Origin of the sequence: Pedobacter sp. KBW01, from assembly GCF_003852395.1 — a bacterium.
In the GTDB taxonomy this organism is placed as follows: domain Bacteria; phylum Bacteroidota; class Bacteroidia; order Sphingobacteriales; family Sphingobacteriaceae; genus Pedobacter.
On the sequence record NZ_QAJQ01000019.1, the window covers coordinates 137497 to 161829 of the forward strand.

At 39.3% G+C, this 24333-nt stretch carries 20 protein-coding genes; 13 read left to right on the top strand and 7 right to left on the bottom strand.

Annotation, left to right across the window (positions count from 1 at the left end):
- Window positions 1–105: 105 nt before the first annotated feature.
- The 3 genes from DBR40_RS18520 to DBR40_RS18530 all read right to left on the bottom strand — a co-directional run bounded on the left by DBR40_RS18520 (window position 106) and on the right by DBR40_RS18530 (window position 4538).
- Window positions 106–996 (bottom strand): SMP-30/gluconolactonase/LRE family protein, encoded by an 891-nt coding sequence (locus DBR40_RS18520; RefSeq protein ID WP_124561226.1) that lies wholly within the window; start codon window positions 994–996, stop codon window positions 106–108.
- A gap of 61 nt (window positions 997–1057) precedes the next feature.
- Entirely contained in the window at window positions 1058–2818 is a 1761-nt protein-coding gene (locus tag DBR40_RS18525; protein WP_124561227.1) for an ABC transporter ATP-binding protein, read from the bottom strand.
- Window positions 2802–4538 carry an ABC transporter ATP-binding protein gene (locus DBR40_RS18530; protein WP_124561228.1) on the bottom strand — a complete coding sequence of 579 codons (1737 nt, stop codon included), beginning with the start codon at window positions 4536–4538 and terminating at the stop codon, window positions 2802–2804. The genes DBR40_RS18525 and DBR40_RS18530 overlap by 17 nt, the downstream gene beginning before the upstream one ends.
- 259 nt (window positions 4539–4797) lie before the next feature.
- Between DBR40_RS18530 and DBR40_RS18535 the strand changes: the two genes are divergently transcribed.
- On the top strand, window positions 4798–5640 hold the full coding sequence (locus DBR40_RS18535) for a S1 RNA-binding domain-containing protein (protein WP_124561229.1): 843 nt from the start codon (window positions 4798–4800) through the stop codon (window positions 5638–5640).
- A 159-nt stretch (window positions 5641–5799) separates the two neighbouring features.
- On the opposite strand, the gene DBR40_RS18540 is transcribed toward DBR40_RS18535, so the two are convergent.
- The 3 genes from DBR40_RS18540 to DBR40_RS18550 form a co-directional block, all read right to left on the bottom strand.
- A complete protein-coding gene (locus DBR40_RS18540) occupies window positions 5800–6471 on the bottom strand; it encodes an MCP four helix bundle domain-containing protein (RefSeq protein ID WP_124561230.1) in 672 nt (223 codons plus the stop codon).
- A gap of 52 nt (window positions 6472–6523) precedes the next feature.
- Window positions 6524–7957: an ATP-dependent RecD-like DNA helicase gene (locus DBR40_RS18545; RefSeq protein WP_124561231.1), complete on the bottom strand. Its 1434-nt coding sequence runs from the start codon at window positions 7955–7957 to the stop codon at window positions 6524–6526.
- 179 nt (window positions 7958–8136) lie between these two features.
- Window positions 8137–9276 (bottom strand): putative sensor domain DACNV-containing protein, encoded by a 1140-nt coding sequence (locus tag DBR40_RS18550; protein WP_124561232.1) that lies wholly within the window; start codon window positions 9274–9276, stop codon window positions 8137–8139.
- A 246-nt stretch (window positions 9277–9522) separates the two neighbouring features.
- On the opposite strand from DBR40_RS18550, the gene DBR40_RS18555 reads away from it, so the two are divergent.
- The 5 genes from DBR40_RS18555 (at window position 9523) to DBR40_RS18575 (ending at window position 12916) form a co-directional block, all read left to right on the top strand.
- Window positions 9523–10329: a DUF3822 family protein gene (locus DBR40_RS18555; protein ID WP_124561233.1), complete on the top strand. Its 807-nt coding sequence runs from the start codon at window positions 9523–9525 to the stop codon at window positions 10327–10329.
- A complete protein-coding gene (gene rsmD / locus DBR40_RS18560; protein ID WP_124561234.1) occupies window positions 10320–10856 on the top strand; it encodes a 16S rRNA (guanine(966)-N(2))-methyltransferase RsmD in 537 nt (178 codons plus the stop codon). The genes DBR40_RS18555 and rsmD overlap by 10 nt, the downstream gene beginning before the upstream one ends.
- A 110-nt stretch (window positions 10857–10966) precedes the next feature.
- Window positions 10967–11428 carry a pantetheine-phosphate adenylyltransferase gene (coaD, locus tag DBR40_RS18565; RefSeq protein ID WP_124561235.1) on the top strand — a complete coding sequence of 154 codons (462 nt, stop codon included), beginning with the start codon at window positions 10967–10969 and terminating at the stop codon, window positions 11426–11428.
- Window positions 11429–11817: 389 nt separating this feature from the next.
- Window positions 11818–12321, top strand: coding sequence for an RNA polymerase sigma factor (locus tag DBR40_RS18570; RefSeq protein ID WP_124561236.1), 504 nt, complete (start codon window positions 11818–11820; stop codon window positions 12319–12321).
- Window positions 12311–12916 (top strand): hypothetical protein, encoded by a 606-nt coding sequence (locus DBR40_RS18575; protein WP_124561237.1) that lies wholly within the window; start codon window positions 12311–12313, stop codon window positions 12914–12916. Before DBR40_RS18570 ends, DBR40_RS18575 begins: the two co-directional genes overlap by 11 nt.
- 39 nt (window positions 12917–12955) lie before the next feature.
- Here DBR40_RS18575 and DBR40_RS18580 read toward each other — a convergent pair whose 3' ends face one another.
- Window positions 12956–13567 (bottom strand): NUDIX hydrolase, encoded by a 612-nt coding sequence (locus DBR40_RS18580; protein ID WP_124561238.1) that lies wholly within the window; start codon window positions 13565–13567, stop codon window positions 12956–12958.
- Between DBR40_RS18580 and pyrE the strand changes: the two genes are divergently transcribed.
- The 7 genes from pyrE (at window position 13566) to DBR40_RS18615 (ending at window position 24193) form a co-directional block, all read left to right on the top strand.
- Entirely contained in the window at window positions 13566–14225 is a 660-nt protein-coding gene (gene pyrE, locus DBR40_RS18585; RefSeq protein ID WP_124561239.1) for an orotate phosphoribosyltransferase, read from the top strand. The genes DBR40_RS18580 and pyrE overlap by 2 nt on opposite strands.
- 35 nt (window positions 14226–14260) lie before the next feature.
- Window positions 14261–14659, top strand: coding sequence for an SRPBCC family protein (locus DBR40_RS18590; RefSeq protein ID WP_124561240.1), 399 nt, complete (start codon window positions 14261–14263; stop codon window positions 14657–14659).
- Window positions 14660–14807: 148 nt separating this feature from the next.
- On the top strand, window positions 14808–17480 hold the full coding sequence (locus tag DBR40_RS18595; RefSeq protein WP_124561241.1) for an alpha-L-rhamnosidase: 2673 nt from the start codon (window positions 14808–14810) through the stop codon (window positions 17478–17480).
- Between the two features lie 188 nt (window positions 17481–17668).
- Entirely contained in the window at window positions 17669–20269 is a 2601-nt protein-coding gene (gene clpB, locus DBR40_RS18600; RefSeq protein ID WP_124561242.1) for an ATP-dependent chaperone ClpB, read from the top strand.
- 140 nt (window positions 20270–20409) lie between these two features.
- Window positions 20410–22704 (top strand): M60 family metallopeptidase, encoded by a 2295-nt coding sequence (locus DBR40_RS18605; RefSeq protein WP_124561243.1) that lies wholly within the window; start codon window positions 20410–20412, stop codon window positions 22702–22704.
- Window positions 22705–22894: 190 nt separating this feature from the next.
- Window positions 22895–23548, top strand: a complete 654-nt coding sequence (locus DBR40_RS18610) for a hypothetical protein (RefSeq protein ID WP_124561244.1) — start codon at window positions 22895–22897, stop codon at window positions 23546–23548.
- Between the two features lie 9 nt (window positions 23549–23557).
- Window positions 23558–24193, top strand: a complete 636-nt coding sequence (locus DBR40_RS18615) for a hypothetical protein (protein WP_124561245.1) — start codon at window positions 23558–23560, stop codon at window positions 24191–24193.
- The last annotated feature ends 140 nt before the right edge of the window (window positions 24194–24333 follow it).

Consider the following 24333-nt stretch of genomic DNA (forward strand, 5'->3'; position numbering starts at 1 on the left):
GCGTTTAATATTTTTGACTTCTGAATAAACTGAACAGAAAAAAATTTCTGCTAACGTTTACGGAATTTTATGCGTTCTAATACATTATAGCACTATTTAAAGCCACTACTCTACTCCTCTAGCATTTACATGTATGGTATAAATCGATTTCGAAGCCGTTATAAAAAGTATGTTTCTTTGCTTTCCACCAAAACAAATGTTGCCGCACCACTCCTCAGGTATATTAATATGGCCAATTTGTTCGCCATTTGGCTTGTAAATATTTACGCCTTTACCGGTTACATAAATATTGCCTTCGGTATCGAGCGTCATGCCGTCAGAATGTTGGTTTAAAATTAACGTTTGACCGGTTAATGATGCATCGGGTTCAATATTGTAACGGTAAGTTTTATTGGCTTTCATATCGGCCACGTACAAAAACTTGCCATCTGGTGTACCCACAATTCCATTCGGTTTTAATACATTATCGGCAACAACAATGGCTGTTTTCTTGCCTTTTGGTAGATAATAAACCCTTTGAGGTTCAATTTCAGGCGATTTCCGTGTCCAGTAATCACGCTGGTAATAAGGATCGGTAAAGTAAATGCCGCCTCTGGCATCCAACCAAATATCATTGGGGCCATTTACCTTCTTACCCTCAAAATCGCTAAAAAGCACCGTAACCTTTTTATTTTTATCTATCTTCCAGATTTCGTTGTGCTCATCGGCGCAAACAATCAGGTTACCCCTCTTATCAAAATAAGTTCCGTTGGCCCTACCCGATTTGTCCATGTACATGCTCAGTTTGCCATCCGTACCATATTTCCAGATTTTATCATTCGGTTGATCGGTAAAAAAAACATTGCCTTGCTTATCTACCGAAGCACCTTCGGTAAATTTAAACTGCGAAGAAACAAGCTTTAGGCTGTCCTGAACAAAAATCTGCTGCTTTGCGCTTTGCGCAACTGCTGCTACACTAATGACAGAAAATGCCAGAGCGAAAAAATATTTTTTCATTGATGATGATTTGATTTCCAGACCTTACAGGTTATTAAAACCTGTAAGGTCTATAAAAATATTAACTTACCCGCTTTCCTTTGAGTAACATATTTAATGCATCGTTAAGCGTACCGGCCTTTTGCACCTCGCCTTCATTCACAAAATAAATTTCATCAGCATTTTCGATCGTATTTAAACGGTGTGCGATAATTACCAATGTGGTTTCTTTTGATAATTTATTTAAAATATCGCTCAAAAGTTGCTCAGTAATGGTATCGATATTTGCTGTGGCTTCGTCTAAGATCAGCAACTCTGGATTGCGCAAAACTGCACGCATAAAGGCTATCAATTGCTTTTGGCCCAGACTTATACTATCCGATAGGGAGTTAATTGGTGTATTCAACCCCTCGTCAAAAATGGCCAGGAGGGCATTTAAATTGGCTCCTTCAATTATTTTTTCGAGCTCCCCATCACTTACATTCTGGTACTGGCTGTTGCCGTAAAGGATATTTTCTTTCACCGTTCCGGTAAATAAGAATGGTTCCTGTAAAATAAAACCAATTTTCTGTGTTCGCTCTGCAGCCGAAAATGAACGGATATCTTTGCCATTTAACAGCACAGTTCCTTTGGTAGAATCGTATAAACGCGAAATTAACGAGGCCGTAGTGGTTTTACCGCCACCAGTTGGGCCGATTAAAGCATAGGTTTTGCCTTTCTCAAATTTGAGGTTAATGTTGTGCAAAATCTCTTTCGATTCATCGTAAGAGAAATGCACGTTTCTAAATTCCAGTAAAGCATCACCGTTAACAGTTCCTTTATCTTCGATCTGCTTTAAATCACTTTCGAGCATTAAAATCTGCGAAATACGATCCCAACTGGCCATCGCTACCTGAAAGCTCGTCCATAGGGCTGCCAGTTGCCTTAATGGATTATAAAAGTTGGTGGTGTAGGCAATATAACTCACCAATAAACCCAGCGTAAAACTTCCGGTCGAAATTAAATAAATACCAAATAACAACGTAATCAGCTGTGCAGTGCTCGACAACAAACCATAAACAGGTACAAAAATATTATTGGCTAAACCTGCTCCAATAGCAGTTTTATAGTTTTCTTTATTGGCCTCATCAAAACGTTTTCTGAAATAATCGCGCCGGTTAAAAGCAATAATTACCTTAAAATTGTTCAGGCTTTCCTGAATTTCGGCACTCATACCGCCTACACTTTTTAAATTTTTGGCATTCCGTCTTTTTACCCAGGGTGATAACACCACCGTAAAAAGAACAATCCCTACTGCGGGCGAAAGTGTTGCTGCACCCAATTCGATGTTGATGGACAGCAGAAAAACACCCGCACCAATCATCGTTGCAATACTGCTGATAAACTGCATCAGCGACTGCGAAAAAAACTGATTTACTTTATCGGTATCGTTATTTACCCTCGAAATGAGGTCGCCTGCCTTGTTTTGGTTAAAAAATGAAACCGGAAATTCCTGTAATTTATTAAAAATAGCATTACGTAAAGTGTACAACATCCGCTGGCCTACACCGCCCATCAATTTTGTTTGGGTGTAGCCTGTAACCATTGCAACCATATACATGGCCAGCAAAATGCCTCCAAAAACAAGTACGCCATGAAATTGTTTGGTGCGGATGTAAGTATCAACCGTATGGCCTACCAGCAATGGTCCCAGCAGCAGCAAACCCGAGTTAATTAAAATAATAACAAGCGCCAGCCAAAGGTTTCTACGCTCTGCCGAGATCAGTTTAAGCAGGCTATTAAGCGATTTAAAGGTCGATTGCTTCTCGCGCTTTTCGCTAAGCTGATTAAGATTGTAGTTCATAATTACTGGTGCTCTGTTGTGAATTGTAAATCTGAACATACTCAGGACTGCTTTTCAGTAGTTCCTGATGAGTTCCTTCTGCAATAATTTCACCCTGCATCAGCAAGATTACTTTATCATAATGTTCAACAGAAGCTATTTTTTGAGTAACTGAGATAAGGGTTAAACCGGGATAATTTTGCTGGATATTTTCTAAAATCCGCTTTTCGGTATTGGTATCTACCCGGGCAGTAAAATCATCGAGCAGCAATACCTTAGGATTAAGTGCCAATGCCCTCGCCAGCATAATACGTTGTTTTTGTCCGCCTGATAGACTACTGCCCCGTTCGGAAATAATCGTGTTTAACTGATCGGGCAATGCCTCTACAAAATCTTTAAGTTCGGCAGTAGCAATGGCTTTAGCTAAAAACTCATCGGTAACGGTATCGCTAAAGGCAATATTTTCGCGGATACTCATGTTAAACATAATGCTATCCTGAAAAACAAAGCCTACCTGCTTGTGAAACTCTTCCTGGTTGTAGTTTTTAATTTCATGGCCATCAAAAAGCACTTCGCCACTTCCGGGTTCAATTAAACCTGTTAATATATATAGTAACTGTGTTTTCCCAGCCGCTGTAGGACCAATAATAGCCGTTTTGGAGCCCGCTTTGGCAGAAAATGAAACGGACTTTAAAATGGGTTTCTGCCCAAAATTTAAAGTAATATTTTTGCCCTCTACTTCGCCTGAAAGTGTGGTGGTTAATGTACCCGGATGATTAATTTCTGCAGCATTTAATACAGTTTCAATGCGCTGATAAGAGGCTGTGGCTTGGGCAATAACATTACTCATGAAGCCAATAACCAAAATAGGAAAGATAATTAGCGACAGGTAACTGCTAAAAGCGGCAAACTCGCCCAGGCTCATTGAACCGGTGATTACAAAATGCCCGCCTAAAACCAGAATGCATAAACCCGATAAGTTAGAAACGAATATGATAATTGGAATTAATCCGGCAAACAGGCGCAGGATGGAAAGTCCTAAGTCCCTCGCTTTGGCATTTGCATCTAAAAACTTATTGTATTCAAGCTGTTGCGAGTTAATTACGCGGATTAAAGCAGAGCCTAAAATGCTTTCGCTAATTACCTTGTTTAACCAGTCGATTACTTCCCTGCTCTTTTTAAAAAGCACCCGTACTTTGCTCAGTACGAAGAAAAACGCTCCGCCTATAATTGGTACAATAGCAATAACGCATAATGCCAGTTTCCAGTTGATGATTAAAAGCAGAATGCTGGCACCAACTATTAAAAAAATAGAAGAACAGATGGAAACAATGGCCTGGGAAACGAACATTTTAATCGAATCGGCATCGGCAGTAAGATTGGTTAATAATTTTGAGGGGTTAGCCTGAATGATGTAAGCATGGCTCTGTCTCGAAATCTGATCAGAAAGCTTTGTCCTTAAATCGCGGGCAACCCTTTCTGATGCATAGGTTTGTACAATACTCTGTAAATAAGTAAAGATAAAAACCAGTACAATGGCACCGGCAAATTGAATCAGGATCGGTTGGAGGTGAAATGTATTATTAGTGTAAGCGTCGATTCCGTGTGCAATGATTTTAGGTAAGAGCAGGTTTATACCATTACTTAACAGGGCAAACAGGATCAGCATTAATATTAAGCCCCTGTAATTTCCTAATAAACTAAAAATACTGGGCTTTTTGACTGCTTTGGGTTTTTCCATTCAACGAAGTACCTTAAATTGTGGTGTTCAAATTTAACCCAATTATTTGACAAGAAATGATTAAATCAGTAAATTATTGAATGGGTGAATGCGCTAAGTGATTGAAGGATTGAATGAGCGAATGTCTATGAAATCCCGCATTCAATCCCTCCTCATTCAATCCTTCAATAATTCATATATTTAAATCGGACTTAGCCTTTAAAGATTGTTACCTTTGCAACGCAAAAGCCATTGAAGAAAATGGTTAAACCCACAAAAAATGATTGAAATAGGAAAATACAACGAACTAAGAGTATTAAGTAAAACCGAAGCTGGTTTAAATTTAACCGACGGCGACAAACTGGTTATCCTGCCCTATGTACATGTGCCCAAAGGGCTCGAAATTGGTGATAATATCTCTGTTTTCGTGTTTGTACAAAAAGATGGCCGCTTAACGGGGACCACACAAAAAGCCTACGCCGAAGTTGGTGATTTTGCTTTTTTAAAGGTTGTTTCTGACGAGGACGGTGTTTTTATGGATCTGGGCATTGATAAAGACGTGTATGTGCCCGACCGCGAGCAAAAAAGGCCAATGCAAAAAGGCTATAAATATGTAGTTTATGTATATCTCGACGAAAATAACGATCGCTTACTCGCATCATCAAAACTATACGATTTTGTAGAGGAAGAAAATTTTGATTTCGAAGAAGGCGACGAGGTAAGTTTATTAATTACCGAAGAAACCGACCTGGGTTTCAATGCTATTATTAACAATACTTACATTGGTTTATTGTATCACAACGAGGTTTTTGATAATATCCAGATTGGCGATATGCGCAAAGGATGGATCAAAAAAATCCGTGTGGAAGGTAAAATTGACCTAACCTTACAGCCAAGTGGTTACGGACACATTTTAGATTCGAAAGAAATGATTTTGGCCGCGCTTAAAAAGAGTGGTGGAATAATTGAACTGGGCGACAAAAGCTCTCCGGAAGAGATTTATCACCGTTTCCAGATCAGCAAAAGTGCTTTTAAAAAAACCATTGGGTCTTTATATAAAGAGCGTTTAATTATGCTTTCTGATGATTCGATCAGGTTGTTAACTGATGATGATGCAGAGTAGTCGTCATTTCGACTGCAGTGCAATGGAATGGAGAAATCTAATAAAGATCTCTTCACTACATTCGAGATGACAGATTATCTAAATTCAGCCACGGAGACTCGGATTAACACAGATTAATTTTCTGTGCCTTCCGTGCATCCGTGGCCAAAAACCAGGTAATCAATTTAAATTAAACTTCTCGTTCTGTATTTTAACAGCATTCGAGGCAGAGATAATGGCTACAATCATAATACCGATTACTATAGCCAGAATAACCTGCAAAGTAGAATAAACCTTAGTTCCGGAAACGAAAATTTTCGAATCTTTAATCAATTCATCCCCCACCTTTGACTGGATTTTAATTAAGTCCGAAAGCTTATCGAAAGTTTGGTTAGCAGCATTACGGCCTACTGATTCGTAAACTTTTTTACCTTCTGCACTGCCCAGGCTCAATGCTTTATTTTCGAGTACTTTTTGAATGGTAAGCGCATTTTTCAGATCATTCAGAAAGCTTTTTTCTTGTTTTACCAACAGGGTTAGTCCGTATTTACGAATTGCGGAATCGATTTTGCGATTATGCTGATTAATTTTGGTGATACTTACCGAGGCAGGTACAACATTGTCCGTTATAAAAGCATCCTGCAGCACCGTATTTTTATGGTACAGATTTTCAGCAATAAAATACAAATCGGTTGCAGGCACCAGCCTGTCATTATACATCGAAATAAAAGATTCGTTAATTTTCTTCACGCTTTTATCTTCCAGAAAACGGATCAGCAACGTACAACACATGATGCAGAAAAGTAAAAAGGCAATTTTCACTTTGTTTTTAAGACTAAAAGCAAATTTCATAGTATAATTGGTTAGTAGTAGTCGTTGTTCTCCTCAAATTTGAGTAATCATTTTAATAGTAATCTTCAAGCGCGGTTTTCGCAAAAAGCTGTGACGCAAAATTGACTAAATATAACTCTTTTTTTGCACGGGTTACAGCAGTGTATAACCAGCGTAAAAAGTCGAGATCTATCATTTCTTCGGTTAAATAACCCTGATCGGCAAAAACAGCATCCCACTGCCCACCCTGTGCTTTGTGACAAGTTACCGCATAAGCAAATTTTATCTGCAACGCATTATAAAAAGGATCGGCTTTTATGGCCAGCATGCGCTGTCTTTTATTGGCAATGTGTTCATAATCCTCATTGAGACCATCAAAAAGCTTTTTATTCTGCTCATAAGGTAAATTGGCCGATTCTAAATTCAGGGTATCGAGCATCACCTTACAGCTAATTTGCCCTGCCGCCGGAAAATCCATAAACTCCAGCGTCGCATCGGCAAAGCGGAAGCCATAACGCTCCTCTTCTCCCCTTACACGAATTACTTTAGCCATATCGCCATTGGCAATAAAAGCAGTTTCATCATTATCTGGAAGCCAGAAATAATTATTCCGAACCACCATAATCTGATCGCCACCTGTAAGCTCTTCTTCGCGGTAAAGCAGGCGTGCCCTGATTTGCTGGTTATACACATTAGCAGTTTTATTTGAACGGCAAACCACCAGCGTATTTTCGATACCGAATTTGCGGTAGGCATATTCGAGCCCCTCTACCAGACGTGCCCCTGGCATATTGTAAATGTCCTGATAATTTTTGGTCAGGAATTTAGGCAAAGGGTTTTCAGGATTTTTAGCAATCTGGTTGCGCAACATGGTCGCATTGGCTAAAATACCCGATTTTTTCCCCTGTCGTACCACTTCCTTTAACTCTACCGAAGTAACAGAGAGATAGAAATTGTCTTTCAAATATTGCTCGTTTAAAGCCGGACTATCTAAACTTCCTACAGGAGGCAACTGGGCTGTATCACCTACAAAAAGCAAAAAACAGTTCTTATCATTATACACAAACTCCAGCAAATCCCTCAATATCGAAGAACCTGTTTCATTAAATTCATCTGCAATCATCGAAGCCTCATCGATAATAAAAACAGTGTTATCAGCCAGGTTTGGTGCCAGCTGAAACTGCATTTCGGGCGATGTAGCCGAACGTTTACGGTAAATCCTTTTGTGAATGGTTAAAGCTTTACGATTGGCGTATTGGCTCATTACCTTCGCCGCCCTTCCGGTTGGGGCCAGCAACTCGCTTTTGAGGTTAAATTTAGTCAGAACCTTTACCAAAGCTGCTACAGAAGTGGTTTTACCTGTACCCGCGTAGCCTTTTAAAACAAAACACCGCTCGTCGTCTTTATCCTGCAAAAACTTCGACATCCGTTCGCAAAAAAGCATTTGCTCCTTAGTGGGCGGATGTGCGTAAGCCTGGGCAATGAGTTGACTTTTATCGGTAATCATGTAAAGGTTAATTGTTTTAACTGGTTAATTGTTTGGCAGGGCAAATGAACCTGTTTTTTAGCATAGGTGGGATTGTTTTTTTGAATTTTTCGGAAAAATGGAATAATCCCAAAGGGAAATGGCTTACATTTTCAAAAGAATAACATCGCTATGCGCTTTGCTTTTTTTTGCTCTGCTAATTACAAAAGTAAGGTTTCTATGCGATGTGCCATTACCATATTTTGTTTTTTGCTATGACTAAAAATAGTAAAATGACCATCTTGCGAGGCAACCAGGCCAATGGCATCGGGCTGATCGTTTACAAACTGAGCGACTGAGAAATGTCTGGTTCCTCCCAGCTGACCAGGATACAGAATTTTATCTTCACCGCCTACAATCGGTTCAGAAAAAGCAATCTGGTCTACTGTAGGTTTACCTTTTGCACGGCCAATTTTAGCGCCAAAAGCAATAAGGCCAAATTCTTCGTTGATAATGGTTGCTCCATCAACAGCAGTTAAACCAGCCAGATGATCAACCTCCCTGCGAACAGCACCTTGCGAGAAAATTTCACTCTGGTTACCGCTTTGTTTGGCGAGGTTGGCTAACCCACAAAATGGTGGCTCAACCAAATACTGAATGGGGTGAATAATCGATTCTTCCCATTTTGTATCACCTTTAGGTACAATTAACAACGCTCCTCCGCGTCCGTGGGCGCGCATAGAAACCGCAAACTGAATAAGAATATTAATCGGGTCGTTCCAGCTGGCCAGCACCGTTAAATCGAGTAAAGCTTTTAAAATAGGTGGACAATCACGGTTGGTGCAGCTCATATCGTCTACAATCCTGATCTGCTCTCCTTTTAGCACAGCTACATTGGTAAACTTCCCAATGCCGTATATTCTGCGGTGTTTAATCACAATTAAACCTGGTTCCGAAACATCAACCACAAAACAAAAATTCGGGATATTGAGTGTGGTTCCCCAAATATATAATTCGCCATCTTCCTCCCAAACCCCCAGGTGGATTCCAGAACGTTCGATACCCGGTGCTATTTTGGTTAACGTATTGGCATTTAATGCCAGTTTCTTGGCGAAATGCAGAGGTTTAGAAGCTTGTCCCGGAGGTAAAAAAGCAATAGAAATGCGCGGGGAGTGGCCTTCTTCTTTACGTAAACTGCTCCAAAAAGCCACATCTATAATGGCTTCTATTATTTTACTGTTGGGCTGGGTAGCCAAATCTACCTCACCTTGCGCAATTGCATTTTTGTGCAGTTTAATAAAATGTTGCTCAATAGTGGTTGCAATTGTGTTTGCTGCTTTATAGGTAGGCTTGTAACTCATGTTCCGAATTTAAGCCGAATATTTTGATTTCTGAATAGCCGAAGGGTTTGATTTAAGTAAAAATATGTTTAACTGGTTAATTGCTTAAATCGGTTAATTGTACTACACGAAATTGCTTATTAAATTATAAAAACCATAGCGCATGTTTGCATGGCAAAAAACTGAAAACACTATTATTTCATGCTCAAACCTAAAAATTAACCACCACTTTGCTGTTAATCCTTAAAAAAACCTATTTTTGTTTCAATGAGTAACAACAGCCTTTTATTAGTCGACCCGAATTTTAAAGCTGATGCATCTGCAAACTGCCATTTATTGTTAAAAATAACGAATGATAGTTTTTCTTATGCAGTGGTAAATAAGGATACGGACGAGATTAAGTTGATTTTCGACAAACAAGGCTGTGATGACGTACAAAAGGATTTAAAAACTGCTTTTGAAACCGATCGATACCTCTCGCTCAATTACGCTGAAATTAAAGCCGCCGTGCATACCGCTAATTTCATATTCATTCCGGACGAATGGTTTGATGGCGAAAACCTGGCGGTGTACTCCAATTACCTGGGTACAGACGCCAAAATTTACACTAAGCACAACCCTGCTTTAGGTTTTAATACCGTTTTCTGCTTAAATGATGAGGTGAAAGCACATTTACCCCAAAACGTAAACCTTTTTCCACAATCGGAGCCCCTGGTTGCCTTATTTAACCATCTGGCGGATGAATCGCTGCTAATCGATTTTACAGCAATCTCTTTCAATGTATTGTACACCCGGAACAAAAAGGTTGTTTTTCAAAATCATTATCAATCAGAAAACGCCGAAGAATTTAACTATTTCCTCTTGTTGATTATTGAGCAGCTCAACTTAAACGAGAGTATCCCGGTTTATATTCAGGGCATTATCAACGAAGACGACGAGCACTATAACTGCTTATTAAAATATTTCAATCAACTTTATTTCTTTCTCCCGGCGGGAAAACAAAACAGCGAACTGTTGGCCGATATGCCCAAACATTATTTCAGCGGTTTGCTTGCTTTAGATTTATGCGAATAATTGGTGGTAAATTAAAGGGCATCCGCTTGCAACCTCCTGCAAACTTGCCGGTACGCCCTACAACTGATATGGCTAAGGAAGCCTTATTCAATATCTTGAATAACCGTTACGATTTTGAAAACTGCAGCGTTTTAGATCTGTTCTGCGGTACAGGTAACCTGACTTTCGAATTCGCATCGCGCGATGCCGCAAATATTTTGGCTGTGGATATGGATTATGGTTGCGTAAACTGGGTTAAAAATACGGCAAAGAAGTATGAATTTGATCAGGTAGAGGTACGCAAAGGCGATGTTTTTAAATTATTGAAACAGCTAACAGGTAGTTACGACCTGATTTTTGCTGATCCTCCTTACCATTTACCCAACATTCCGAAATTACCCGTTTTAGTGCAAGAGCAACAGTTGCTTAAACCCGATGGCTTATTGGTAGTAGAACACCAGAGTAACATGCGCCTGAATAATCAGCCGGGCTATCAGGAAACACGGAAGTATGGCAATTCGTCGTTTAGCTTTTTCGAGTTTAGTTAAAGATTAAATAGATTTACAATAATGGTTAAGACCTAAAATTTTATCCTTTCCATTTTACATCTTCCATTTTACCTCTTCCATTTTACATCCTTACCTTTTATATTTGAATTATGAAAATTGCGCTATTTCCTGGTTCTTTTGATCCGATAACCATTGCCCATGTAAACATTCTGCAACGTGCTACTCCCTTGTTCGATAAGATTGTAATCGGCATTGGTTTAAATAGCTCGAAACAGAATTTCCTTACTGCCGAACAACGTTTGCAGATCTTAAACACCGTGTTTTCGGGATATAAAAATATTGAAGTGCAAACCTATGAGGGTTTAACCGTTGATTTTTGCCGCAAAATTAATGCAACTTATATGGTTCGTGGCATCCGCTCTGCCGCCGATTTTGAATACGAAAGGGCCATTGCACAAATTAACCAAACCATGATGCCCGAGGTAGAAACTATCCTATTGTTAAGCAAACCCGAATATTCTGCCATTAGCTCTACCATTGTGCGCGACATTTTACGCAACCATGGCGATGTGAGCCATTTTGTACCACAAGAGGCACTTAGTTTTCTATAGTCAGTAGCGGACACCACTTCAATGTGCTGTTGGATGTTACCATCTGACAGATTGCTACACGCTACATCAATGGCATTTTCAGCAAAAAATTCCAGCCAAGGTATCAGATAGTAACACCTGACACCTACAATCATCAGTGTTTATCTTTTTTATCTGTGGTTAAATATTATTTTTAAATAACCAGCAATGTGCCTTTGGATGTTACCATCCGACAGATTTCTACACGCTACATCAATGGTATTTCAGCAAAAAATTCCAGCTAAGGCACCAGATAGTAATATCTGACACCAATAATTATCCGTGTTTATCCTTTTTATCTGTGGTTAAATATTATTTTTAAATAACCTGTAACGTTTTTCAAAATCTGTTACCAATGTGTTATACATTAAATGAAAGAAACAGAAAATATATTTCTCTCCCTGATCAATCAGCATAAAGCCATTATACATAAAGTAGCTAAAATGTATATGAACAATACTGATGACCAGCAGGATCTGTTTCAGGAAATTGTGATGCAGCTTTGGAAAGCCTACCCAACTTTTAAAGGAAACAGTAAATTCTCGACCTGGATGTATAGGGTTGCTTTAAATACGGCTCTGGTTTATTTCAAAAAAGGCAACCGAAAGGTAGATAAAACCCCACTCGATGAAAGCATCGACATCATTGATATCAATGAGAGCGAATTAAAAGAAGAAAAACTTGCTTGTTTATATAAGGCTGTGCAGGAGTTAAATGCGGTAGAAAAAGCGCTGATCTTCCTTTTTCTCGAAAATCAATCGCACCGTGAAATTGCCGAAAACCTGGGCATTAGCGAAATAAACGCTCGTGTTAAACTCAACAGAACTAAAGAAAAATTACAATTCATCATAAAGAAGAACGGTTATGAATTTTGACGATTTAAAAAACGAATGGAATGCTGAAAAAGAAGTAGGAACCAGTATTTCAGCAGATATGCTTAAAATAAAACAAGCGCACACGCCTATAGATATTATTCGGAGGAAGATGAAACATGAGTTTTTTTATCAGGCAATAGCGCTCTTAATTATGGCACTCTTCCCCTACCTCTTTAATTTTTCTGACAAAATGAAACTGGTTTATCTGGTTTTTTATGCCATAACCTGCGGTTTTACAACCTATTACTTTTTTAAGTTTTACAGGTTCTATAAAAATTCGTACGATATGAGTATGGATAGCCGAAAAAGTATTCTCTGGTTTTTTTACGAAATGAAACTGAATATCGAGCTTTACAAGGCACTTACCTACATCATTGCCTTTATTGCAACAGGCTTTTTATCAGTGTACCTACTGATCGAAAAAACCTCGGTAATGAATAAGATTTTAGCTAATCTCTCGCCGGTTTACATCTTATTAAACTGCTTCATTAGCATTCTGATTATTGGGGCTATTACCGAGTTATGGGCCTGGTACTATTATGGAAAATACCTAAAACGTGTTAAAAAAGTGGTTGATGAACTGGATTATGAATAGAGTGCCGTCAGGTGGCAACACCTGACGATTCACAAATACCTACAAGATTCCTCCCGCACGCATTACATCCATAATTGATGGAAAGGTATTTTTAATTACCGGGCCTACATGGTTTTTATCCAACCATACCGCCTCTTCAATCCCCTCTTCCTTTTGGGGAATAAGATTTGGTTCACCTTTTACTGTCATTTTGTACCAGTTAGTTTTTTTAATTACCATTTTTGTTCCCATGGGGTAAACATGGTAAGTTTTGCACAGTTTTTCTTCGCGTTTAAAAACTTTAATACCACACTCTTCCTCTACCTCACGCACAGCGGTTTCTTTCATATTTTCACCTTCTTCGAGCTTACCCTTTGGCAAGTCCCATTTCTTGTTCCTGAAAATAAAAAGATAATTGTTATTGGCACTTTCTACCAATCCGCCAGCTGCTTTAATTATGGTACAATCCTTTTTTAGCTTCCTGAAGGTCTCCTGAGGATTCTTTGTTAAGAAAATGTAGCTTTTTTTAGACCCATTTTTTAATTTTTTATAAAATGTTTGCAAATCAAAATCCTGAAATTCAAGCTGTTGAATCTTTTCCTTTTGTTCTGGTAAAACATCTGATATAAACAAGGTGTTATCGTTAATATAAATTCTGTAATTTTGAGCCATGTATAATAAAAGTGATATTGAATTAAAGGTAGCTGAATTTTTATTACAAATAAAGGCAATTAAATTACAACCTAATAATCCTTTTACCTGGGCATCTGGTTGGAAGTCGCCAATTTATTGCGATAACCGGATTACTCTTTCCCATCCTCAGGTTAGAACCTACATCCGTCAGAAACTTGCACAAGCCATTCAGGAAGAATTTGGTTCGGTAGATGTAATTGCCGGAGTAGCAACAGCCGGAATTCCACAAGGTGTTTTGGTAGCTCAGGAACTCGGCCTTCCTTTTATCTATGTAAGGGCAAAAGCCAAAGAACACGGTACCGGAAGCTTAATTGAAGGCGAAGTAGTAGAAGGCCAGCGCGTAGTGGTAATCGAAGATTTGATCTCTACCGGAAAAAGCAGCTTGCAAGCTGTTGAAGCATTAAGAGCTGCAGGATTATCAGTTGCCGGTTTAGCCGCAATTTTTACTTACGGTTTCGAAAAAGCGGACGAAAACTTTGCAGCCGCAAAATGCCGTTACTTAACTTTATCTAACTATGGTGCGTTAATCGATTATGCTGCCGAGCACAGCATTATTGCTAAAAGTGACATGGAATTATTGGGCAAATGGCGCTTAAACCCTTCAGAGTGGGGACAGGCTTTAAGTCCGGAGTCTTAATCTCCTTTTATTAAAAAAACCTATAAAAATATATAATGACGATTATTGAAAGCGCTGTAGAAGTAAATAAGCCCGTAGCGGAGGTTTATGCCTTTCTATCCAACATGAACAATCATCAGCAATTGATGCCAGAGAATATTTATAACTGGGAATCGACAGAAGATGAAGCACGTTTTACCATCCAAAACATGGCAAAACTAGCTATTAAAATCTCTAATCGTGTTGAAAATCAAGAATTAACAGCCATCCCTACAGAGAAAGCTCCTTTCGAAGTAGAGTTAAAATGGACAGTGACCGATAATGGTAATGGTACCACAACTGCAAAACACATCATTTCAGCCGATTTAAATATGATGATGAAAATGCTGGCATCTGGTCCGTTACAAAAACTTGTCGATCACCAAACGCAGAAGCTGAAAGAAATATTGGGATAAGCCCATAGCTTGAGCTGAATGATTTCGGCAACAGATAAGCATTTAAAGCGAAGTTTTAGTCTTCGCTTTTTTTATGCATAAAAAATCCATTGCGCTTTGTCCATCCACACTTTATTTTGATACCTTAGTTTTCAATAAACCGAAAACAATGAGATCTAAATTTCTAAAGGTATCAGCCTTACTTTTTTCACTTTCCCCTATTGCTGGTGCCTTTGCCCAAACAACGCTTACCGCACTTAAAACCGAATATTTAACCAGTCCAATCGGCTTAGATAATCCTAATCCCCGCTTTACCTGGCAAATGCAGGATAATAGCCAAAATGCAAAACAAACCGCATACCGTATTTTGGTAGGTATCGATTCTGCTGCATTGCTCAACGGAAAAGCTACGCAATGGAATACCGGCTGGAAACAGTCAGACCTCAGTTTAGTTACTTATTCGGGTCAATTACTAAAACCTTTTACTAAATATTTCTGGCGACTGGATGTTACCAACGGAAATAAAAAAACGGTGAGTAAGATTTCTGGTTTTGAAATGGGTATGATGCAGATGGCCAACTGGCAGGGGGCCTGGATTTCGGACACTGAAAATGTTAAGCTAAAACCTGCCCCCTATTTTCGCCACACCTTTACCACAGGCAAAAAGGTAAAATCGGCACGGGCTTATATCGCGGCAGCCGGTTTATATGAATTATCCATCAACGGAAAAAAGATTGGTAACCACCGCATGGACCCGATGTACACCCGTTTCGACAGGCGAACACTCTATGTAACTTATGATATTACCGAAGCTATTAATCATGGTAAAAATGCCATTGGTGTATTACTGGGTAATGGCTGGTACAACCATCAATCTACTGCAGTATGGTATTTCGACCGTGCCCCATGGCGAAACAGGCCAACTTTCTGCTTAGATGTTAGAATTACCTACAATGATGGAACCGTTGAAACCATCAAATCGGGCAAAAACTGGAAAACAGCCTTAAGTCCGATTGTATTTAACAGCATATACACTGCTGAGCATTACGATGCCCGCATGGAAAAACCAGGCTGGAATACCATAAACTTTGATGATAAAGATTGGAAGGATGTGATTTACCGCTCGGCACCGTCAAGGAATATTGTGGCGCAGGCCCTTCACCCCATCCGCAATGTAGAAGAAATCGCTACCAAAACTGTAAAAAAAATTAACGATACCACTTACCTGTTCGATCTGGGCAGGAATATTTCGGGAGTAAGCAAAATTACTTTGAACGGAGCTGCCGGAACAACTGTGCGTTTAAAACATGGTGAGCGTTTATATCCAAACGGACGTTTAGATATTTCGAATATTGATGCCCATTACCGCCCAACCGATAATACAGATCCCTTTCAAACCGATATCCTGATTCTGAATGGCAAAGCGAAACAAAGTTTTATGCCACACTTTAACTACAAGGGTTTTCAATATGTAGAAGTAACCAGCTCTACACCTATCGAATTAAAAAAAGAAGATCTGGTGGGCTATTTTATGCACAGCGATGTTCCTGTTTTGGGCGATGTAAAGTCATCTGAACCAATTATCAATAAAATTTATTACGCCACTAACAATTCATACCTGTCAAATCTGTTTGGCTACCCAACCGATTGCCCTCAGCGGGAAAAAAACGGTTGGACAGGTGATGCACAAATTGCTATTGAAACAGGACTTTATGGCTTTGATGGCATTACCATTTACGAAAAATGGCTGGCCGATCACCGCGATGAACAACAGCCGAACGGCGTATTGCCATCTATCATCCCTACCGATGGCTGGGGCTACGAATGGGGTAACGGACCAGACTGGACAAGTACCATTGCTATTATCCCCTGGAATGTGTATCTGTTTTATGGCGATAAAAAATTACTGGCCGATTGCTACATAAACATCAAAAAATATGTAGACCACATCGACGAAACCTACCCAAGCGGTTTAACTACCTGGGGTTTGGGCGACTGGATTCCGGTAAAATCTAAATCACCAGTAGAGCTAACCTCTACCTGCTATTATTATGCCGATGCAGTAATTTTAGCCAAGGCCGCAAAAATTTTGGGTAAAAACGACGATTACCTGCGTTATACCGCTCTTGTAAAAAAGGTAAAACATGCATTCAACGCTAAATACCTGAACAAAGAAAAAGGAATTTACGGTTCTGGGATACAAACAGAAATGAGTGTGCCGCTTTACTGGAAAATTGTCCCCGAAGAATCAATTGCCCTGGTTGCAGAGAATTTAGCAAAACGAGTTGAAGCAGATGGTTTCCATTTGGATGTTGGCCTGTTGGGTACCAAAGCCATTTTAAATGCTTTAAGCGAAAACGGATATGCCGATATGGCTTATAAAGTTGCTGTGCAAAAAACCTACCCAAGCTGGGGCTGGTGGATGGAAAACGGAGCCACTACCTTATATGAAAACTGGCCGATTGATGCCAAATCGGATATATCGATGAACCACATCATGTTTGGCGAAATCGGTGCCTGGTTATATAAATCACCTGGCGGGATCAGGCCTGATGAAAAACAGCCAGGTTTTAAACACATCATTCTAGAACCGCATGTTGTAGAAGGACTGGATGCTTTTGAAGTCAGCCACATTGGCCCTTACGGCAAAATTATAAGTTCCTGGAAAAAGGTTAATCACGGCATTGCTTACAACATTACCGTTCCGGCCAATTCTACTGCTACGTTTAATTTACCGCTTACACGTGATATGAATGTGTATGTAAATGGTAAAATAACAAATAACAGTAAAATAGATTTAGCAGCAGGTAAGTATGTAATTGAACAAAAGGCCAAAAATTAATCGAAAATTCCATCCAAACCGGGCAGGCTTTGAAAACCTGCCCGGTTTAAAACCTAAAACAAGACAATTTTTCACAACAAAACACTATAAATCAGTAATTTAGTCATTAAAAGTAATTTCATACCGACAAAATTTCCGATTCTGAAAATCAAAATCGCAATGGCATTTGTTTTGACCTTAAAGGGAATATGAACTTCAACAATTTTACCATAAAAGCCCAGGAAGCAGTTCAACAGGCTTCTGAAATAGCCCAGGGCAACCAGCAACAGGCCATTGAAACAGCACACCTGCTTAAAGGTTTGCTTACTGTTGATGAAAACGTAGTTTCTTATGTATTGAAGAAACTTAACGTTAACCTGAATACCTTAAACCAAAACCTTGATGCAGAGATTGCGAGGTTTCCGAAAGTGAGCGGAAGCAATGTCTATCTGTCATCAAATGCCAATAGTGTTTTACAAAAAGCACAAACATTTTTAAAAGAATTTAAAGATGAGTTTGTTTCAGTAGAGCACCTATTATTGGGAATTTTAGCGGTAAACGACTCCGTTTCTAAATTATTAAAAGAACAGGGCGTTAATGAGAAAGACCTAAAAAAAGCCATTATAGAGCTACGTGGCGATAACCGAGTAACCGATCAGAATGCCGAAGCCACTTATCAGGCTTTGGGTAAATATGCACGTAACTTAAACGAATATGCCGAAAGCGGAAAACTGGATCCGGTAATTGGCCGAGATGAAGAAATTCGCCGGGTAATTCAAATTTTATCGCGCAGGACCAAAAACAACCCGATTTTAATTGGTGAGCCTGGTGTGGGTAAAACTGCTATTGCCGAGGGGATTGCTTTCAGGATTATTAAAGGCGATGTGCCCGAAAACCTAAAAAGCAAAACCGTTTACTCGCTTGATATGGGCGCATTAATTGCCGGTGCCAAATACAAAGGCGAGTTCGAAGAACGCTTAAAGGCCGTTGTAAAAGAGGTTACCCAAAGTGATGGCGATATCATTTTGTTTATTGATGAGATACATACTTTGGTTGGTGCAGGCGGTGGCGAAGGAGCAATGGATGCCGCAAACATCCTGAAACCAGCCTTAGCTCGTGGCGAATTAAGGGCCATTGGTGCAACTACTTTGGATGAGTATCAAAAATATTTAGAGAAAGATAAAGCCCTGGAGCGTCGTTTCCAAAAGGTAATGGTTGAAGAACCTGATACCCAGGATGCCATTTCTATCCTGCGTGGATTGAAAGAACGTTATGAAACCCACCACAAAGTACGGATTAAAGACGAAGCCATTATTGCAGCGGTTGAAATGAGTCAGCGTTATATTGCCGACCGTTTCTTACCCGATAAAGCCATCGATTTAATGGACGAGGCAGCTTCTAAACTGCGCATGGAAATGGATAGTGTACCTGAGAATGTAGATGCATTAGACCGCGAAATTATGCGGCTTGAAATTGAGCGCGAAGCCATTAAACGCGAAAAAGACGACAGAAAAGTTCAGGAGTTATCAGAAGAAATTGCCAATTTATCGGCCGAGCGGGATGAATTTAAAGCCAAATGGCAGGGCGAAAAAGATTTGGTTGATGCCGTAAATAACCAGATTGAGCAAATTGAGCACTATAAATTAGAAGCAGAACAGGCCGAACGTGCCGGAGATTATGGCAAGGTAGCCGAAATCCGTTACGGAAAAATTAAAGAAGCACAGGATAAAGTTGAGCAGTTAAAAGCCGATTTAGAAAGCCAGCAAAGCGACAGCCGCATGCTTAAAGAAGAGGTGACAGCCGACGATATTGCAGGCGTAGTTGGCCGGTGGACAGGTATTCCCGTTACTAAACTGATTGCGAGCGAACGCGAAAAGCTTTTAAATTTAGAACATGAACTACACCAACGCGTGGCTGGTCAGGACGAAGCTATTGAAGCCATTTCTGATGCGATCCGCCGTTCGCGTGCCGGTTTGCAAGATAAACGTAAACCAATTGGCTCATTCATATTTTTAGGAACAACCGGGGTAGGTAAAACCGAATTGGCCAAAGCATTGGCAGAGTTTTTATTTAACGATGAAAACGCGTTGACCCGTATCGATATGAGTGAATACCAGGAGCGCCATGCTGTTTCGCGATTAATTGGTGCGCCTCCGGGATATGTGGGTTACGATGAAGGCGGACAGCTGACTGAGGCCGTAAGACGTAAACCTTACTCGGTAGTATTGCTTGATGAGATTGAAAAAGCGCATCCTGATGTGTTTAACATTTTATTACAGGTGCTGGATGATGGCCGCTTAACCGATAATAAAGGTAGAACGGTGAACTTCAAAAATACGATCATCATCATGACCTCGAATATTGGTGCACACTTAATCCAGGATAATTTCAAAAATTTAAGTGATGAAAACCGCGATGAAGTGATTGCGAAAACCAAAAATGAGCTGTTCGAAGTGTTGAAACAAACCATTCGTCCGGAATTTTTAAACCGCATTGACGAGTTGATCATGTTCACGCCATTGAACCGCAGCGAAATCAGGAATATTGTAAGCTTACAGTTTAAACAGGTACAGCATACTTTGGCCGAGATGGGTATAGAAATGGAAGCCAGCGACGAAGCTTTAGACTGGTTGGCACAACTGGGTTACGATCCGCAGTTTGGTGCAAGGCCACTGAAAAGGGTAATCCAGAAAAGAATCTTAAACGAGCTGTCGAAAGAGATATTAGCGGGCAAGATAGATAAAGACAGTAAAATTAAGTTAGATATGTTCGATCACAATTTTGTGTTCCTGAACCAAAAGGCAGATTAAAACACATCAAATCAAAATCCCATAGATTACTTCTATGGGATTTTTTTTTGATTATAACCAATCAATTTAGCTTTTTTTAACATTTGCTATATTGTCACGGTAACTGAAGATGGTTACATTTAATCCTCAACCATCTATAAATGAACAAACAAATTTATACGCTTTTAATTTTAGCATTCGTCAGCACCTCTGTTTTTGCACAGAAATTCCAAAAATCAACCCTGCTTAAAGATATTAAAACCTTGCCTATGCCTGATAGCGGCAAATTTGTCTCTATATTCTATACCACTAACGAAAATCCTGAGATTACAGCGACCCACCCACTCGCGCCTGGCATGACAATGTTAGCGAATATGAGCATGAGTAGCAAATTGGATAAGGGTCAGATTTTCGCTTTTGGTTCTTCAGATTATTTAACTGGCAACCTGCTGGCCAACCAAAATATCCAACAGTTACTCAAAAATATACTAAATAGCAACAGCAATTCAACTAAAAAATTAAAGATAGCTGTAGATGCGGCAACAGACCCTGCCTTATCAAGTTTTTTAAAGACCAGCGGGGCTAAAGTTTACATATCTAAAAAAACTAAACTCGAATCTGGCACCAATGTCTATTTCTTAACCACCGATGTTATCGATACTACTGAACAACATAATCTTGAAAAATTTATAAGAACTGGAGGCATATTGGTTTTCGGTTCTCCATATCCTAACATTTTTAAGAATCGCGACAAAAGCAAGCCCTATACAAACGATCTGATTAAAATTAATGACCTACTAAGCAAGGCCGGTATTTTTAACGCTTACACTTTAATTCAAGCAAGTAGCAATGCAGATACATTAATATTAAAAGATCCCCCATTCTATCTACATCTAAAATACATTATACAACAATTGGCAAATCCTGCCTTCAAATCTATCGATCCGACAGAATACGCCTACGGAATGGAACCAACTCTCGAACTTAGTTTTTTAAGTAATGCAGATACTAGTCGGGTTATTCAAAAATTAAAGTCAATTTTATCTATTGGCGATACACTTGCTATCCCTACCATAAAGAAACCACTCGATATTTCTACCCCTGCAAAGAAAGCAGGTTATAGATTCTCAAAGTATCTTTTTGACAAAAAATACGCTTTAAGCGATACCACAGCATTTATTTATCCCGAAAGCAAATTTTTCCCTGGCGAAGTGCCAAAAAACGCACTCCGCACCACTGAACAAATTGAGATAGCGGTAAAAGTTGGAACGCAAGGCTTGCTCGACCCTTATTCAGATTATTATAGGCTACACAGTACCGGTGTTTATGTACCCGCCGGCGAAAAAGTAAGCATAATACTCGATCCAATCTACAAAAACCAGCATTTAAAAGCACAAATCGGTATCCATAATGATAATTTAAAACATATGGACAACCTGGTGAGACCCGGTTTTGATTTAACCAGAACTTTAGAACTCAACAAAGATACCACGATTATTTTCTCGCCATACGGAGGCTTGCTTTACATTAAAATACCCGATACTTCTACCCTTAAATCAATAAAAATTTTGACAAATGGTGTGGTTAAGGCACCTTATTACCAGTTAGGAAAAACGACTCTGGCCGATTGGAAAACCATAAGAAACAACCCTGCACCCTGGGCCGAACTCGCTACCGATAATCTTATTCTTACCGTTCCATCGTACCGCATTAAAAATTTGGAACACCCCGATTCCTTAATGAAATTCTGGGATGAAGTGATGAATGCAGATGCTGATCTAGCAATTATCAATAGAAAGCGGGTGCATCCCGAAAGGATAATTATAGACGAACAGGTTGCTTACGGTTATATGTTTACGCAATGGGATAAAATTGTTGCACCGAACGATGAAAGCTGCCCGTTGATGCTGGATGAAAAAAAACTCCGTGAAAAAGGAAGCTGGGGCCATTTTCATGAGCTCGGCCATCGTCACCAGTTTTGGGGTCTTGATATGGACGAAGTTGGCGAAGTAACCACCAACCTGTATTCGATGTATGTTTATGATAAGGTACTTAAAAAAGGGATTTACAACCATGATGCAATCCAAAGCAAATCAATGGTTAGGGAGAAAATAAAAGAATACCTTCAAAACGAACCAACTTTTAAAAAATGGGGCGAAGATCCATTTACAGCTTTATGCATGTATATCCAGCTGATCGAAAATTTTGGTTGGGAATCCATCATGAGCGCCAATAAAATATATCGTGAAAAAGATCCACGTAAATTCTACAATACTCCATTAAACAACCAGGGACGAATAGATCTCTGGTTTACATCTATCTCTAAGGCAACAAACGCTAACTTATCGTCGTTTTTCGATATCTGGAAAATACCGGTTAGCGGGCAGGCAAAAGCTCAAGTAAATATGTATAAAACATGGTTACCTGAAGAACTTGTTTCTTATCAGTCTCATTAAAGCATCTAATCAAAAGTATTTAATTTCACTACTTGATCAGTGCCAATTGAAGTTGTTCTTTACTATACAACCGCCATGAGCACTGAATACACTTTAAATTAAACATTCAAAATAACTAACATAATAGTTTCATTGCTTGTTTTTTGTTTCAATAATGATTATTATTGATTACACACAAAAACACAACATCATGAAACCTAAATTAATCATCATGGCGCTGCTATGCGCCGTCAGTTGGCGCTGTTATGCCCAAACTGAAAAGGGAACTGGCTTTGCCGGCCTCAGTGTAAGCTTTGGTACTTCTAAACAAAACAGTTCGGCTCCAAGCCTCAACACCTTTACGGTAACCCCTCGTGGAGGCTATTTTTTAGCCAATAACCTAGCCATAGGGCTCGAGCTTCCTTTAAACCTTTCTAAATTGCGTGGCGAAAGCTACATTTCTTGGGATGAAGAAGATGGCAGATATGAAGACCGCTATGGCCCAAAAGAATTTAGCTTTGGTTTTTCTCCCTTTCTACGCAAGTATGTTGATGTGAAAGATCGCTTTAAGTTCTTTGCGCAGGCCAATCTGCTTATGCAGGTAAATACCTTTAACAGAATTGACGATGAAGGATACCTGATCCGCACAGATGCTCAGGTAAAAGGATTTGGAGCAAGTATAAGCCCAGGCTTTGCTTATCGACTTTCTAACGATTCTAGCCTCGAATTTTCGTTTCCTATCGTAACGTTCTTTCATCAAAGTTACTATGCTTCCGAATCGCTGTACAATTACGATAAAACCAATAACCTCAGATTAGCCTTACAGAACTTCACTCCAACTTTTACCATTAACATCCATTTTTAAGGTTTTACCATGAAAAACATATCAGTTAGCACCTTTGCCAGTTTAAAACTGTTAGGAATTGTATTACTTATTTTTTCGGGGTTACAGGTTAATGCACAGAAAAAAGAAAGCACAGCCTACCGATATTATAAATACATTTTTGAGGGAGAAGATATCTACTTAGACGATGATGACGAATACAAGCACATCGAATACTACCAAAGTATATTTCCTGAAGAAAATGGTAAAATCAAATCAATCGGGAATATAAAATTCGAATATTACCGAAGTATATTCCCGGAGGAAAATGGTAAAATCAAGTCGATTGGCGATACTCAAATAACTTATTACCGCAGCATTTTCCCCGAAGAAAACGGCAAAATAAAATCCATCGGTGATACAAAATTTGAATACTACAGGAGTATTTTTCCAGAGGAAAACGGAAAACTAAAAAATATTGGTAATACCCAAATATCCTATTACCGCAGCATTTTCCCTGAAGAAAACGGCAAAATAAAATCGATGGGTGAAGCGCAAGTAACCTACAACCGAAGTATTTACCCGCAGGAAAATGGCAGGATTAAGTCGATTTCAGGTAAAACAGGTAGTGATTTTATTGCTGCACCTGCCAAATTGTATCATTTCATTCTCCGTACCAACAAATAGTAAGACTTAATATCATCCCCTATCCGGTCAGAAATCTGATCGGATATTTTTATCTACTGAACATCAATATCTTAACAATTAATTAACTATAAAATTAGTTTTATATCGATTTTTTAGTTTATCATTGAATACACAAAAAC

What these genes read in the sequence shown, in the direction of transcription:
- DBR40_RS18520 (WP_124561226.1), bottom strand. Translation starts at nt 996, where the DNA reads ATGAAAAAATATTTTTTCGCTCTGGCATTTTCTGTCATTAGTGTAGCA.
- DBR40_RS18525 (WP_124561227.1), bottom strand. Translation starts at nt 2,818, where the DNA reads ATGAACTACAATCTTAATCAGCTTAGCGAAAAGCGCGAGAAGCAATCG.
- DBR40_RS18530 (WP_124561228.1), bottom strand. Translation starts at nt 4,538, where the DNA reads ATGGAAAAACCCAAAGCAGTCAAAAAGCCCAGTATTTTTAGTTTATTA.
- DBR40_RS18535 (WP_124561229.1), top strand. Translation starts at nt 4,798, where the DNA reads ATGATTGAAATAGGAAAATACAACGAACTAAGAGTATTAAGTAAAACC.
- DBR40_RS18540 (WP_124561230.1), bottom strand. Translation starts at nt 6,471, where the DNA reads ATGAAATTTGCTTTTAGTCTTAAAAACAAAGTGAAAATTGCCTTTTTA.
- DBR40_RS18545 (WP_124561231.1), bottom strand. Translation starts at nt 7,957, where the DNA reads ATGATTACCGATAAAAGTCAACTCATTGCCCAGGCTTACGCACATCCG.
- DBR40_RS18550 (WP_124561232.1), bottom strand. Translation starts at nt 9,276, where the DNA reads ATGAGTTACAAGCCTACCTATAAAGCAGCAAACACAATTGCAACCACT.
- DBR40_RS18555 (WP_124561233.1), top strand. Translation starts at nt 9,523, where the DNA reads ATGAGTAACAACAGCCTTTTATTAGTCGACCCGAATTTTAAAGCTGAT.
- rsmD (WP_124561234.1), top strand. Translation starts at nt 10,320, where the DNA reads ATGCGAATAATTGGTGGTAAATTAAAGGGCATCCGCTTGCAACCTCCT.
- coaD (WP_124561235.1), top strand. Translation starts at nt 10,967, where the DNA reads ATGAAAATTGCGCTATTTCCTGGTTCTTTTGATCCGATAACCATTGCC.
- DBR40_RS18570 (WP_124561236.1), top strand. Translation starts at nt 11,818, where the DNA reads ATGAAAGAAACAGAAAATATATTTCTCTCCCTGATCAATCAGCATAAA.
- DBR40_RS18575 (WP_124561237.1), top strand. Translation starts at nt 12,311, where the DNA reads ATGAATTTTGACGATTTAAAAAACGAATGGAATGCTGAAAAAGAAGTA.
- pyrE (WP_124561239.1), top strand. Translation starts at nt 13,566, where the DNA reads ATGTATAATAAAAGTGATATTGAATTAAAGGTAGCTGAATTTTTATTA.
- DBR40_RS18580 (WP_124561238.1), bottom strand. Translation starts at nt 13,567, where the DNA reads ATGGCTCAAAATTACAGAATTTATATTAACGATAACACCTTGTTTATA.
- DBR40_RS18590 (WP_124561240.1), top strand. Translation starts at nt 14,261, where the DNA reads ATGACGATTATTGAAAGCGCTGTAGAAGTAAATAAGCCCGTAGCGGAG.
- DBR40_RS18595 (WP_124561241.1), top strand. Translation starts at nt 14,808, where the DNA reads ATGAGATCTAAATTTCTAAAGGTATCAGCCTTACTTTTTTCACTTTCC.
- clpB (WP_124561242.1), top strand. Translation starts at nt 17,669, where the DNA reads ATGAACTTCAACAATTTTACCATAAAAGCCCAGGAAGCAGTTCAACAG.
- DBR40_RS18605 (WP_124561243.1), top strand. Translation starts at nt 20,410, where the DNA reads ATGAACAAACAAATTTATACGCTTTTAATTTTAGCATTCGTCAGCACC.
- DBR40_RS18610 (WP_124561244.1), top strand. Translation starts at nt 22,895, where the DNA reads ATGAAACCTAAATTAATCATCATGGCGCTGCTATGCGCCGTCAGTTGG.
- DBR40_RS18615 (WP_124561245.1), top strand. Translation starts at nt 23,558, where the DNA reads ATGAAAAACATATCAGTTAGCACCTTTGCCAGTTTAAAACTGTTAGGA.